This window comes from Arthrobacter sp. MSA 4-2 (assembly GCF_016405885.1).
Classification (GTDB): Bacteria; Actinomycetota; Actinomycetes; order Actinomycetales; family Micrococcaceae; genus Arthrobacter_D.
The window spans coordinates 193024-206762 of sequence record NZ_JAEKGC010000002.1; the positions used below are offsets into that span (position 1 = coordinate 193024).

General features: G+C 70.9%; 11 protein-coding genes. 4 read left to right on the forward strand and 7 right to left on the reverse strand.

The window, feature by feature from the left end; translation table 11 throughout:
- The 7 genes from pyrF to pyrR are packed head-to-tail and all read right to left on the reverse strand — an operon-like array spanning position 1 to position 8897.
- Positions 1-891: an orotidine-5'-phosphate decarboxylase gene (pyrF, locus tag I6N91_RS02680; protein ID WP_198810368.1), complete on the reverse strand. Its 891-nt coding sequence runs from the start codon at positions 889-891 to the stop codon at positions 1-3.
- Positions 881-4192, reverse strand: coding sequence for a carbamoyl-phosphate synthase large subunit (carB, locus tag I6N91_RS02685; protein WP_198810369.1), 3312 nt, complete (start codon positions 4190-4192; stop codon positions 881-883). The genes pyrF and carB overlap by 11 nt, the downstream gene beginning before the upstream one ends.
- Complete coding sequence (gene carA, locus I6N91_RS02690; protein WP_198810370.1) at positions 4192-5406, reverse strand: glutamine-hydrolyzing carbamoyl-phosphate synthase small subunit; 1215 nt, start codon at positions 5404-5406, stop codon at positions 4192-4194. The genes carB and carA overlap by 1 nt, the downstream gene beginning before the upstream one ends.
- Positions 5403-5942, reverse strand: a complete 540-nt coding sequence (locus I6N91_RS02695) for a hypothetical protein (RefSeq protein WP_374058902.1) — start codon at positions 5940-5942, stop codon at positions 5403-5405. Before I6N91_RS02695 ends, carA begins: the two co-directional genes overlap by 4 nt.
- A complete protein-coding gene (locus I6N91_RS02700) occupies positions 5930-7285 on the reverse strand; it encodes a dihydroorotase (protein ID WP_198810371.1) in 1356 nt (451 codons plus the stop codon). The genes I6N91_RS02695 and I6N91_RS02700 overlap by 13 nt, the downstream gene beginning before the upstream one ends.
- Positions 7282-8313, reverse strand: coding sequence for an aspartate carbamoyltransferase catalytic subunit (locus I6N91_RS02705; RefSeq protein ID WP_198810372.1), 1032 nt, complete (start codon positions 8311-8313; stop codon positions 7282-7284). Before I6N91_RS02705 ends, I6N91_RS02700 begins: the two co-directional genes overlap by 4 nt.
- Complete coding sequence (gene pyrR, locus I6N91_RS02710; protein ID WP_198810373.1) at positions 8310-8897, reverse strand: bifunctional pyr operon transcriptional regulator/uracil phosphoribosyltransferase PyrR; 588 nt, start codon at positions 8895-8897, stop codon at positions 8310-8312. Before pyrR ends, I6N91_RS02705 begins: the two co-directional genes overlap by 4 nt.
- 96 nt (positions 8898-8993) lie before the next feature.
- Here pyrR and I6N91_RS02715 point away from each other — a divergent pair, with 96 nt between their 5' ends.
- The 4 genes from I6N91_RS02715 to I6N91_RS02730 all read left to right on the forward strand — a co-directional run bounded on the left by I6N91_RS02715 (position 8994) and on the right by I6N91_RS02730 (position 13584).
- A complete protein-coding gene (locus tag I6N91_RS02715; protein WP_198810374.1) occupies positions 8994-10238 on the forward strand; it encodes a PrsW family intramembrane metalloprotease in 1245 nt (414 codons plus the stop codon).
- Positions 10239-10318: 80 nt separating this feature from the next.
- A complete protein-coding gene (locus I6N91_RS02720; RefSeq protein WP_233091378.1) occupies positions 10319-10999 on the forward strand; it encodes a TetR/AcrR family transcriptional regulator in 681 nt (226 codons plus the stop codon).
- A 27-nt stretch (positions 11000-11026) separates the two neighbouring features.
- Entirely contained in the window at positions 11027-11929 is a 903-nt protein-coding gene (locus tag I6N91_RS02725; protein WP_198810376.1) for an ABC transporter ATP-binding protein, read from the forward strand.
- A complete protein-coding gene (locus tag I6N91_RS02730; protein ID WP_198810377.1) occupies positions 11926-13584 on the forward strand; it encodes a polyketide antibiotic transporter in 1659 nt (552 codons plus the stop codon). The genes I6N91_RS02725 and I6N91_RS02730 overlap by 4 nt, the downstream gene beginning before the upstream one ends.
- Positions 13585-13739 lie beyond the last annotated feature (155 nt).

A 13739-nucleotide genomic window follows, 5' to 3' on the forward strand; every position in this document is an offset into this window, starting at 1 on the left:
TCAATCCGCTGCAGGAAGCGGATCAAGTTCCCGGCGGGCGGTCCGCGCAGCCTCCCGCAGCCGTGCCGGATCCGGCCCCGCCGCGAGGACGGCCCGGCTCGAGGTCGGCAGCACCAGGGGACGGGCGGCGCCGAAGCTCGCCTCGAGTTCGCGGGGGCCCGCGCCCTGGGCCCCCACGCCGGGGGCCAGGATGGGCCCGTTCAGCGCACCGAGGTCAAGGCCGAGGGACTTCACGGCGGTCCCGACGGTCGCGCCGATGACCAGGCCGACGGACCCGGGGGCTCCGGCCGCCGACGCCGCCCGGTTTTCCGCAGCGGCGGCCCGCACGATCCTCAACGCCACCGATTCCGCGCCGCCGGCGTGCTGCACCGAGGCCCCCTCGGGGTTGGAGGTGAGCGCAAGGACGAACACCCCCCGGCCGGTGGCTTCAGCCAGGTCGAGGGCCGGTCGCAGGGATTCGAAGCCGAGGTACGGGTTGAGGGTGACGGCGTCCGCGGCGAGCGGCGCGCCCTCTGCCAGCCAGGCCTCCGCGTAGGCGGTCATGGTTGAGCCGATGTCGCCCCGTTTGGCATCGGCGATCGTCAGCACGTCCGCCTCCGCCGCCCGGGCCAGCAGCGTCTCGAGCACGGCCAGGCCCTTGGAGCCGTGCCGCTCGTACAGGGCCACCTGCGGCTTCAGGGCCGCAGCCTCGGGCCCGAGGACCTCCAGCGCCGTCAGCGAGAACCGCTCAAGGCCCGCCGGGCTGTCCGGCAGGTCCCAGGCCGCCAGCAGGGCAGGGTGCGGGTCGATCCCGATGCACAGGCCGCCGCGTCGCCGCCGCGCGGCCGCAAGGCGCACCCCGAACGGTTCGCGGGGCGCGCCCTCGGGGCGGGTGCCGGTGCTAGGAGGCATGCTGGGCCTCCGTTGAGGCGCGCAGGTTCGCCGCGTGTTCCTGAAGGCTCGTCACCGACCATTCAAAGGAGCGCATGGCCTCGATCGCCTGCACGGCGGCCCCGACCTCGGGGATGGTGGTGACGACGGGGAGCCCGTAGGAGGTCGCCGCCGCCCGGATCTCGTACCCGTCGCCGCGGGCCTGCCCGCCGGAGGGCGTGTTGATGATCATGTCGATGCCGCCGCTGGTGATCAGGTCGACGACGGTGCCCGTGCCGTCGGCCCCGGCGCCCTCGGCGACCTTCCGCACCGTAGTGGCGCTGATGCCGTTGCGCCGGAGCACATCGGCGGTGCCGCCGGTGGAGACGATCTGGAAGCCCAGGTCGACGAGGCGCTTGACCGGCAGGATGATTGAGCGCTTGTCCCTGTTGGCCACGGAGACGAAGACCTTGCCCGCGATCGGCAGGGCCGCGTTCGCCGCGGCCTGGCTCTTGGCGAAGGCGGTGTCGAAGTACTTGTCGATTCCCATGACCTCACCGGTGGAGCGCATCTCCGGGCCGAGCAGCGAGTCGACGACCACGCCCTCGGGGGTACGGAACCGGCTGAAAGGCAGCACGGCTTCCTTCACCGACACCGGGGCGTCGAAGGGCAGGGACCCGCCGTCGCCCCGCTGCGGCAGCAGGTGGTGCTCATTGCGCAGTTCGGCGATGCTGACCCCGACGCCGATCAGCGCCGCCGCCTTGGCGAGCTGCACGCCGGTGGCCTTGGAAACGAACGGCACGGTGCGGGAGGCACGCGGATTCGCCTCCAGGACGTAGAGGATGTCGGAGGCCAGGGCGAACTGGATGTTGATCAGCCCGCGCACCCCCACGCCCTCGGCGATGGCCAGCGTCGCCGTCCGGACCCGCTCCAGGACGTCGGCGCCGAGGGTGATCGGCGGCAGCACGCAGGCGGAGTCTCCTGAGTGGATGCCGGCCTCCTCGATGTGCTCCATGATTCCGCCCAGGTACATCTCGGTGCCGTCGTAGAGGGCGTCGACGTCGATCTCGATGGCGTCTTCGAGGAACCGGTCGATCAACACAGGGTGGTCGGCGGTGATCTCGGTGGCGTTGGCGATGTAGCGCGAGAGGTTCGGCTCGTCGTACACGATCTCCATGCCGCGCCCGCCCAGCACGTAGGAGGGGCGCACCAGCACGGGGTAGCCGATCTCGTCGGCGATCTTCTTGGAGTCCTCGAAGGACACGGCGGTGCCGTTCTTCGGGGCGATCAGCCCGCCGGCGTCGAGCACCCGGCTGAAGGCCCCGCGGTGCTCGGCCAGGTCGATGGCCTCCGGCGAGGTCCCCAGGATGGGGATGCCTGCGTCGGCCAGTTCTTGCGCCAGTTTCAACGGCGTCTGCCCGCCCAGCTGGACAAAGACCCCCATCACTCCCCCGGTCCGCTGCTCCGCGGCGATCACCTCGAGGACGTCCTCGAGCGTGAGCGGCTCGAAGTAGAGGCGGGTGGAGATGTCGTAGTCGGTCGAGACCGTCTCGGGGTTGCAGTTGATCATCACCGTCTCGTACCCGGCCTGCCGCAGCGCCATGGAGGCGTGCACGCAGGAGTAGTCGAACTCGATGCCCTGCCCGATCCGGTTCGGCCCGGACCCGAGGATGATCACCGAGGGCTGGGCGTGATCGGCCACTTCGTCCTCCTCGTCGTAGGAGGAGTAGTGGTACGGGGTGTAGGCGGCGAACTCGGCGGCGCACGTGTCGACGGTCTTGAAGACCGGGCGCACCCCGAGGGCGTGCCGGACCCCTCGCACCACCGCGTCGGGGATGTGCCGCAGGGCGCCGACCTGTTCGTCGGAGAAGCCGTGGCGCTTGGCGAGGCGGAGGACGTCCTCGCTCAGGTTCCCGGCCGTCCGCACCTGCTCGGCGGTCTCGTTGAGCAGGACCAGCTGGTCAAGGAACCACGGGTCGATGCCCGTGGCCTCGTGGAGCTGTTCGACGCTCGCCCCGCCCAGCAGCGCGCGCTGGACCTGGGAGAGCCGTTCCGTCGTCGGCCGCTTCGCCGCCTCGATGAGGCCGGGGACCTCCCCGGCGGGCACGGGGGCGAAGGACAGCTGGGAGCCCTTCTGCTCCAGAGAGCGCAGGGCCTTCTGCAGCGCCTCGGTGAAGTTGCGGCCCATCGCCATGGCCTCGCCGACCGACTTCATGGTGGTCGTCAGCGTGGTGTCGGCGGCGGGGAACTTCTCGAAGGCGAAGCGCGGAACCTTCACCACCACGTAGTCGAGGGTCGGCTCGAAGGAGGCCGGCGTCTTCTGCGTGATGTCGTTGGGGATCTCGTCGAGGGTATAGCCGAGGGAGAGCTTGGTGGCGATCTTCGCGATGGCGAAGCCGGTGGCCTTGGAGGCCAGGGCCGAGGAGCGCGAGACGCGGGGGTTCATCTCAATCACGACGACGCGGCCGGTCGAGGGTTCGATGGCGAACTGGATATTGCAGCCGCCGGTGTCCACGCCGACCTCGCGGATGACGGCGATGGAGATGTCGCGCAGCCGCTGGTACTCGCGGTCGGTCAGGGTGAGTGCGGGGGCCACGGTGATCGAGTCGCCGGTGTGGACCCCGACCGGGTCGAAGTTCTCGATGGAGCAGACCACAACGACGTTGTCGTTCTTGTCCCGCATCATCTCCAGCTCGTATTCCTTCCAGCCCAGGATGCTCTCCTCGAGCAGCACCTCGCTGGTGGGGCTGTACTGGAGGCCCTGCCCGACGATCCGGCGCAGGTCGGCCTCGGTGTGGGCCAGGCCGGAGCCGAGTCCACCCATGGTGAAGGAGGGCCGCACCACCATGGGGTAGCCGAGGTCGCCGGCGGCGGCCAGGGCCTCATCCAGGGTGTGGACGATCACCGAGCGGGCCGATTCGGCGCCGCAGCGTTCGACGACGCCCTTGAACTTCTCCCGGTCCTCGCCGAGCTCGATGGCAGCGATGTTCGCGCCGATCAGCTCGACATTGAATTTCTCGAGGATGCCGTTCTTGTCCAGGGCGATGGCGGTGTTCAGCGCGGTCTGCCCGCCGAGGGTGGGAAGGAGCGCGTCGGGGCGTTCCTTCTCGATGATCTTGGCGACCACCTCGGGGGTGATGGGTTCGACGTAGGTGGCGTCGGCGAACTCGGGGTCGGTCATGATGGTGGCCGGGTTCGAGTTGACGAGGATGACCCGCAGGCCCTCCTCCTTGAGCACGCGCAGTGCCTGGGTGCCCGAGTAGTCGAATTCTGCGGCCTGCCCGATCACGATGGGGCCGGAGCCGATGACCAGGACGCTCTTGAGGTCGGTTCTGCGGGGCATCAGTTCTCTTCCTGGGGGGTGCTCGGGGCGGTGCTTGCGGGGCTGATCTGCGTGCCTTGAGCGGCAGCCATCAGGTCGATGAAGCGGTCGAACAGGTAGGCCGAGTCGTGGGGGCCGGCTGCCGCTTCGGGGTGGTACTGGACGGAGAAGGCGGGAAGGTCAAGGCACGCGAGCCCCTCGACGACCGAGTCGTTGAGGCTGATGTGGCTGACCTCGACGCGGCCGAAGCCGCCGTGCGGCGCCTCGACGGGGCCCTCGAGCGGGGCGTCGACGGCGAACCCGTGGTTCTGGGAGGTGATCTCGACCCGGCCGGTGCGCCGGTCCAGGACGGGCTGGTTGATGCCGCGGTGGCCGTAGCGCAGCTTGTAGGTGCCGAAGCCCAGCGCCCGGCCCAGGATCTGGTTGCCGAAGCAGATGCCGAAGAACGGGATCCGCCGCTCAAGGACCCGCCGCAGCAGCTCGACCTGCACGTCGGCCGTGGCCGGGTCCCCGGGGCCGTTGGACATGAACACGCCGTCCGGGCCGGCCTCGGTGAGTTCCTCGAAGGAGGTGTCGGCAGGGAAGACGACGGTGCGCACTCCGCGCTGGGCGAAGTGTCGAGGCGTCATAGTCTTGATCCCGAGGTCCAGGGCGGCGACGGTGAATCGGGGCTCGCCGTCCCACCCGTGGTCGGCCGGTTCGACGGTGTACACCGCCTCGGCGCTCACCTCCTCCGCGAGGCGCGCTCCGGCCATCGACTGCTGCGCCCGGACCTGCTCCAGCAGCTGTGCGGCGGGCAGGGCGGCCGCGGCGCCGGAGAAGATCCCGGCCTTCATCGCGCCGCGCTCACGCAGGTGGCGTGTGACGGCGCGGGTGTCAACGCCCTCGATCCCGACGACACCCTGGTCGCGGAGCTGGGCGTCGAGGCTGAGTTCGGAGCGCCAGTTGGATGGGCGGCGGGCCGCGTCTCGCACGATGTAGCCTGCCACCCAGATGCGCCGTGATTCGGCGTCGGCGGCGTTCACCCCGGTGTTGCCGATGTGGGGTGCCGTCTGGACCACGAGCTGGCGGGCGTAGGAGGGGTCGGTGATGGTTTCCTGGTAGCCGGTCATGCCGGTGGCGAACACCGCCTCACCGAGGGCCGTGCCCTCGGCGCCGTAGCTGCGGCCGCGGAAGGACCTGCCGTCCTCGAGGACGAGCACCGCCGCTGCCGGGGACGTGGGGGGTTGGTTCACTTGAAGTTCCTGCCTTCGAGATCAGTCGGGGAATCGTTCGACGGTGGGGTGGCTGGGGTGAGGGCGGCGACCGCCGCGAGGAGCTGGGCCTTGTCGGTGGCGTGGCGGGTGCGGAACCCGGTGTCGACGCCTTCGCCGTTGAGCCGCCAGGAGAGCACGACCAGGCCGTTCTTTTCGACGAACTTGCCGGTCATGCCCGATTCGAGGCGGACCCCGGTGAGGTCGCTCCGCGGCACGTACACGTCCGGGGCGCCCCGGCGGGCCAGGAGGATGCCGTCGGGGTGCACCGTGACGACAGCCTCGGAACGCACTCCCAGGCCGTGGACGGCGATGCGGTCGAGCCAGTCCCCCGCCGTCGTCGTGGCCACGTACTGGCCTTCGGTCCGGTACAGCTCCGGGCCGGGGTCGGCCGGGACGGCCGGTGGGGCGGGCACCGCGGCCTGCCGGCGCAGCCGGTTGCGCCAGCCCACGGCCATCAGGGCGAAGACGGCACCGACGATCAGGAGGGTGAGGCTGAGCGGGCCTAGCCAGTCCACGCGGTTTCCTTTGCAGCAGGGGTGAGCGGCGCATTGAGGGCGCCGTCGAGGACGGTGGGGTGGCCGAGGTAGAACGTGGCCTGGACCCGGCCGGGGAGCTGGAGCCCGGCGAAGGGGCTGTTGCGCCCCATGGTCGCCATCCGATACGGGTCGACCGTCCAGCGCGCCGCGGGGTCCACCAGGATGAGGTTGGCCGGTTCGCCCTCGGCCAGCGGCCTGCCCTGGTGGGCCAGCCGCCCGATCTCCGCGGGCCGGGTGGAGGTGACGCGGGCGAACCCCTCCCAGTCCAGCAGTCCGGTCTCCACCATGGAGTGCTGCACCACGGACAGGGCGGTCTCGAGGCCAGTCATGCCCATGGCCGCCTGCGCCCACTCGCATTCCTTGTGCTCGCTGGGGTGAGGGGCGTGGTCGGTTCCGACGGCGTCGATGGTGCCGTCGGCGAGGGCCTCACGCAGGGCCTGCACGTCGTCGGCGGTGCGCAGCGGCGGGTTCACCTTGTAGACGGGGTCGTAGCTGCGCACGAGGTCGTCGGTGAGCAGCAGGTGGTGCGGGGTGACCTCGGCGGTGACGCGGATGCCTCGGGCCTTGGCCCAGCGCAGGATCTCGACGGACCCGGCGGTGGAGACATGGCAGACGTGCAGCCGGGAGTTCACGTGCTGGGCCAGGAGCACGTCGCGGGCGATGATGCTCTCCTCGGCGACCGCCGGCCAGCCGGTCAGGCCCAGGACGGCGGAGACCTCCCCCTCGTTCATCTGCGCCCCCTCGGTGAGCCGGGGCTCCTGGGCGTGCTGGGCGATCACACCGTCGAAGGCCTTCACGTACTCGAGGGCACGGCGCATCAGGACGGGGTCGGAGACGCAGATGCCGTCGTCGGAGAAGACACGCACCCTGGCGCGGGATTCGGCCATGGCGCCGAGTTCGGCCATCCGCTCCCCCGCCAGGCCGACGGTGACGGCGCCGACCGGGCGGACCTCGACCCAGCCCGCGCGCTCCCCGAGGCTGTACACCTGTTCAACGACGCCGGCGGTGTCGGCCACCGGCGAGCTGTTGGCCATGGCGTGAACCGCGGTGAAACCGCCCAGTGCAGCGGCGCGGGAGCCGGTTTCAACGGTTTCGGCATCCTCGCGGCCGGGCTCGCGCAGGTGGGTGTGGAGGTCGACCATGCCGGGCAGGGCAATCAGCCCGTCGGCGTCGATCACCTGCGTTCCGGAATCCGGGGCGGCGCCGGGGCCGACCCGCGCGATGAGTCCGTCCCGGATCAGCAGGTCCTGGCGGGGTCCGCCCAGCGGGGAGGCGCCCCGGATCAGGTACCCGTGTCCGGGTGTCGGTTCTGCACCGGTCATACTGCGGGCTCCTTCGTGGGGGAAAGTGCGGGGTTCTCGCGGACGGCCGGCGCGGCCGGGTCGTCGTGGGTGCCGCCGGCAAGCAGCAGGTACAGCGCGGCCATGCGCACCGAGACGCCGTTGCGCACCTGGGCCAGCACGGTTGAGCGGACCGAGTCGGCGGCGGCGGCCGAAATCTCCAGGCCGCGGTTCATGGGTCCGGGGTGCATGATGACCGTGTCGCCGAGGCCCAGGGTGTCCAGCGCCGCGAGGCGGGCGTCATCGAACCCCCAGCGCCGGGAGTACTCCCGGGTGGAGGGGAAGAACGCTGCGTTCATCCGTTCGGCCTGCAGCCGGAGCATCATGACGGCGTCGGGCCGGTCGGCGAGCGCCTCGTCCAGGTTGTACCGCACGGTGCAGGGCCAGGTGTCGACCCCCACGGGGAGCAGGGTGGGCGGGCCCACCAGCGTCACCTCCGCGCCGAGGGTCTTCAGGAGCCACACATTGGAGCGGGCAACCCGCGAGTGGAGGATGTCCCCCACGATCAGGACCCGCATGCCGGTGAGGTCGCTGCCGGGAGAGCCGGTGCCGGCCACCTTCGCCCAGTGGCGGCGGAGCGTGAAGGCGTCGAGCAGCGCCTGGGTGGGGTGCTCGTGCGTTCCGTCGCCGGCGTTGAGGACCGCCGCGTCGATCCAGCCCGACGCGGCCAGGCGGGCTGGGGCGCCGGAGGCGGGGTGGCGGATGACGACGGCGTCGGCGCTCATCGCCTCGAGCGTCTGGGCGGTGTCCTTGAGCGATTCGCCCTTGGAGACCGAGGAGCCCTTGGCGGCGAAGTTGATGACGTCCGCGGAGAGCCGCTTGGCGGCGGCCTCGAAGGAGATCCGGGTCCTCGTCGAGTCCTCGTAGAACAGGTTCACCACGGTACGCCCGCGCAGGGCGGGCAGCTTCTTGATTTCGCGCTCGCCCACGGCCGCCATTTCCTCGGCGGTGTCGAGCAGGCGCAGCGCGTCGTGCAGGGCGAGGTCATGGGTGGAGAGGAGGTGCTTCATGCGCCGCCCTCGATGACCACTTCGTTCACCGGGCGTCCGGCGACGGTGTCGATCTCCTCGAGGTGCACCCGGACCCGTTCGGCCGAGGAGGTCGGGAGGTTCTTGCCGACATGGTCGGCGCGGATCGGAAGCTCCCGGTGCCCGCGGTCAACCAGGACGGCGAGCCGCACGATGCGGGGCCGGCCCAGGTCGGCCAGTGCGTCAAGGGCGGCCCGGATGGTCCGCCCGGAGTACAGGACGTCATCGACGAGGACCACGACCTTCTCGTCGATCCCCGTCGGCGGGAGCTGGGTGGCCCGCGGCGGCCGGGTGGGATTGCGCTGGAGGTCGTCCCGGTACATGGTGACATCGAGCTGGCCGGTGATGGCCCGGGGGTCGATGGACGGATCGACGGCGCCGATGCGGCGGGCGAGGCGCTGGGCCAGCGGGAAGCCCCTGCGGGGAATACCGAGGAGCACAAGGTCAGAGGAGCCCTTGTTGGCTTCGAGGATCTCGTGGGCGATGCGGGTGAGCGCGCGGTCTATATCGGCTTCGGCGAGAACAACGCGCGGTGCGGCTCCGGCATGCGGTGCGGGCACGGTCATATCACGCTTCCTCCTTCCCCGCCTCACAGGACGGCATTTAAAGGTTGGCTGCGTTCTCAAAAGTATCACAGGACTTCGGGCGAATAGTCTGGGCGTATGTCGCTTTACGATCCGTCCGGCTCGGCCCGCCCCGGCCCCCAGGGGCTTTCCTGGTGGGAGGCCTCAACCCAGCGCTCGGCACCGCCGGCGCCCCAGTGGGACCAACCCGCTCCCCCGCCTCCGGTGTGGAACCGGCCCGTGAGGCGCGGATCCGGCGCCCTCAACGTCGTGCTGCTGTTCGTCACCGCGCTGGTGCTCGCGGCGCTCGCCTGGTTCCTGTCGCAGTCCCTTGGTACGACGGCGCTGGTGCTGTGCGCGGTGCTGGCACTGGTGCCGCTGGCTATCTGCGCCCTCGGCATCGGCTGGATCGACCGCTGGGATCCGGAGCCCCGCGGGGCGTTGCTGTTCGCCTTCCTGTGGGGTGCGGGAATCTCGGTGGTCGTGACGCTGCTGCTGGGCAACTACGTCCTCGGCCTGCTCAGCGTGGCACTTGACTCAACCTCGACCGACATCATCGGCCCGGTCCTGCAGGCCCCGGTCGTCGAGGAATTCGCGAAGGGACTCGGGGTGCTGATCCTCGTCTACTCCCAGCGCAGCCACTTCGATGGGCCGGTGGACGGCATCGTCTATGCCGGCACCATCGCCGCGGGGTTCGCCTTCACCGAAAACATCCTGTACTTCAGTTCGGCCATCCTTGAGTCGGGAACCCTGGGTGCGGTCGTCGGCGTGTTCGTGCTGCGCGGGCTGTTCTCGCCGTTTGCCCACGTGATGTTCACCGCCGCCCTGGGCTTCGTGGTGGGCCGGGCAGTCAGCCGGGGCGGCGGCCCGGCCCGGTTGCTGCCGGCCTTCCTCCTGGGCCTAGTTCCCGCCATCGCCGGGCACATGCTCTGGAACGGCGGGACGGTGCTGCTGTTCGACGATTTCTTCTCCTTCTACCTGCTCGTCCAGGTCCCGCTGTTCTGCGTGGCGATCGTCGCGGTGGTGCTGATCCGGCGGGCCGAGCGCCGGCTGACCGAATCCCGGCTTGGTGACTATGTCGACGCCGGCTGGTTCACCCCCCAGGAGGTGTCGATGCTCGCCACCGGTCCGGGGCGGACCCAGGCCCTCGCCTGGGCGGGGTCGTTCGGCGCCCGCAGCGAGATGAAGGCCTTCATCCGGGCTGCCACCCGGCTCGCCTTCACCCGCCAGCGGATGGTCAACGGCCGGCCACGGGCCGCGCATGCCGCCGAGGAACGCGCTCTCCTAGATTCGGCGACCCACCACCGGTCTCGGCTCTTCTCGCTGGCCTCGGCACGCCCCTGAGCCCTGCCGGGCCCGGCCGGGGACAGGACCGGTCCTTTCGGCCCTAGTGCGCCGCTGTGCAGGTGGTTAGCATGCTGAACATGCGTTCAGCCGGCGCTTTCGTTCGAGCTGACCGCCCGGAGGACCGGACGGCCAGGGCGCGCCTCCGCGACGCCGCGGTCCGGCTGTACGGGCGCGACGGCTTCCGGGTGGGACTGCGTGCCATCGCAAGGGAGACCGGGGTGAGCCCGGCCCTGGTCCTTCACCACTTCGGCTCCAAGGACGGGCTCCGGGAAGCCTGCGACGGCTACGTCCTCGAGCAGATCCGTTCCTACAAGACCCAGGCAACGGGCGGGCCGGCGGCGGTCGAGGGCCTGATGGGCCTGGCCACCGTCGAGGAGTCCGCCCACCTCCTGGCCTACGCCATCCGCTGCCTCCAGGAGGGCGGATCCGCCGCCGGGTCCTTCCTCGACCACTTCGCCGAGGAGGTGGAGGGGTGGCTCGCCGAAGGAGTGGCAGCGGGCACCATCCGCCCCTCCCGCGACGAGAAGGCCCGTGCCCGCTGCCTGGCCCTGCAGGGGTTCGGCTCGGTGCTGCTCGATCTCAGCGTGCACCCGCCGCAGGACCCCCACGACTTTTCCGCGATCCTCCGCGGCTACCTCGAACGCCACGCATCGCCGACCCTCGAACTCTTCTCCCAGGGACTCACCACCGACCGCTCGATGCTCGACTCCTACCTGATGTACGTTCCGGACCCTCCGCAGGAAGAATCCCCCCGCTGACCCCGGCCCTTCCACCAGGAGCATCCCGTGAGCCCCGTCATTGACGTGCACAAACTGAGCAAGAACTTCGGTGCCGTCCGGGCACTTGACGAACTGGACCTGCGGCTTGAGGCCGGCGAGGTCCACGGCTTCCTCGGCCCCAACGGAGCCGGCAAGTCGACCACCATCCGGGTCCTCCTCGGCGCAGTGAAGGCCGACTCCGGGACGGTTCGGCTCTTCGGGGAGGACCCGTGGACCGAGGCTGTGCGGCTCCACCGCAGGCTTTCCTATGTTCCCGGGGATGTGAACCTGTGGCCGAAGATCACCGGCGGCGAGGCGATCGATCTCCTCGTGAGCCTGCGCGGGGGCGCCGACGGCAGGCGCCGCAGCGAACTCCTCGAGCGCTTCGATCTCGACCCGAGCAAGAAGGCCCGCACCTACTCCAAGGGAAACCGGCAGAAGGTCGCACTCGTCGCGGCGCTTGCCAGCGACGTCGAACTTCTCGTGCTCGACGAACCCACCTCCGGCCTCGATCCCCTGATGGAGCGGGTGTTCCAGGACTGCGTTCGGGAGGCCAAGGCGGCCGGACGCACCGTGCTGCTCTCAAGCCACCTCCTCGCCGAGGTGGAAACCCTCTGCGACCGGGTGACGATCATCCGTCAGGGGCAGACCGTTCAATCCGGCGCCCTCAGTGAGCTGCGGCACCTGGCCCGAGCGGCGGTGTCCGTGGTGTGCGGGAAGGACCCGTCGGGTGTCGCCCTGCTGCCCGGGGTCCACGACGTCCGCCGGGACGGCGAGCGCCTGCTCTTCAGCGTCGAGGACGGCGCCCTGCCCGCGGTGCTTGAGCATCTCCTGCCCCTGGACATAGGCAGCCTCACCTCGACGCCGCCCACCCTCGAGGAACTGTTCGTCCACCAGTACAGTCCGGACGCGCAGGGCGCACGCTCATGAGCACGGCGGCCCCTCCCCGGGGGCAGCGGGACGGGTTCCGGGATGCCCGCGCCGCCGGCGACCTCACCGGAACGGGGAGGCTGTTCCGCTTTGCCCTGCTGCGGGACCGCCTCCGGGTCCCGCTCTGGGCCCTGGCGCTCGGCGGACTCGTCGGCTACTTCGGCGCGGTCCTTCCGCTGGCCTACCCTGACCAGGCAGCCCTGCAGACCCGCGCGGCGATCCTGAAGGACCCCTCCGGCGCCCTGCTTTCCGGCCCGGGGTACGGGCTGGAGAACTATACGCTGGGCGCCATGCTGGCCAACGAAGTACTGGGCATGCTGGCGGTCGCGGCGGCGCTGATGTCGATTTTCCTGGTGGTCCGGCACACCAGAGCCGAGGAGGAATCCGGGCGGGCGGAACTGGTGCGGGCGGGCGTCGTGGGGCGGTACGCCCCGCTTACGGCCGCCCTCGGCGCCCTGCTGGTGGCCAATGGCGCCGTCGCCGTCGTCCTGGCCGCCGCGATGCTCGGCAACGGACTTGCCGGTGCCGACTCCCTCGCCCTTGCCGCCGGGGTCGCGGCCGTCGGCCTTGTCTTCGGCGCAGGAGCCGCCGTGACGGCCCAGCTCAGCCAGTCGGCCCGCGGCGCCACGGGCCTGGCGGGAGGGGCACTCGGGCTTGCCTACCTCCTCCGCGGGATCGGCGACGCGCAGCGCGTCGGTGGGAGCACATTGTCCTGGCTCTCCCCCGTCGGGTGGAGCCAGCAGACCCGGGCCTTCGTCGACCTGCGCTGGTGGCCGCTGCTGCCCTCGGCGGTCCTCGCCGCGCTGCTCTGCCTGGCCGCGTACCTGCTGGCCTCCCGGCGCGACCTCGGGGCGGGCCTGCTCGCCGCCCGCCCGGGCCCCAGCCGCGCCACGCGGGCCCTGGCCTCGCCCGCGGGGCTGGCACTTCGGCTCGAGCGCGGCAGCATCCTCAGCTGGTGCCTCGGCCTCTTCGCCTTTGCCCTGCTCACCGGGTCGATGGGCCGGACCATCGTCGAGAGCTTCGAGGCCCGGCCCGAGCTCGCCGTGGTAATCGGGGGTTCGACGGGCGGGGATGCCCTGAGGGCAACCCTTTCGGCGTTCCTGAGGTACTTCGCGATGGCGGTCGCCGTCCATGCGGTGGTCACGGTGAACCGGCTTCGCCGGGAGGAGGACTCGGGTCGCACCGCGCTCCTGCTGGCTGCCGGCGCCGGGCGGGCTCGACTGCTGCTCCACTGCCTCGCCGTCACCCTCGCAGCGGACGCGCTGCTGCTGCTGGCCGCCGGCTTCGGCCTGGGAGCCGGGGCGGCATCCGCCGTCGGGCCCGGTGCGGGGAACCTGGCGCTGGAATTCACCGCGGCGTCCCTGGCCTACCTTCCCCTGGTTTCCTGCTTCGCGGCCCTGACGGCGCTGGCCTACGGCCTGAGGACGGGATCGTGGTGGGTGTGGCTGATCCTGATCGCCTCACTGCTGATCGGCCTCTACGGACCGATCCTCCGGCTCCCGGAGGCCCTTCTTGATGCCGAACCCTTCGGCCTGGTGCCGGCGGTGCCGTCGGTGCCGCTGAACGGCAACCCGCTGCTCCTGATGGGCCTCACCGCCCTGGTGCTGCTGGCGGCGGCGGTCCCGGCGTTCCGCCGCCGCGACCTCTCCGTGTAGGGTCCCCTCCGTGTAGGTTCCTCTCCGTGTAGGTTCCTCTCCGTGTAGGTTCCTCTCCGTGTAGGTTCCTCTCCACCCGGACCGCGGCCACCGGCCCGGGTTCAGCGCTCCGGCCGGCGCTCCGGCCGGCCCTCCAGCCGGACCTCCGGTTGGCT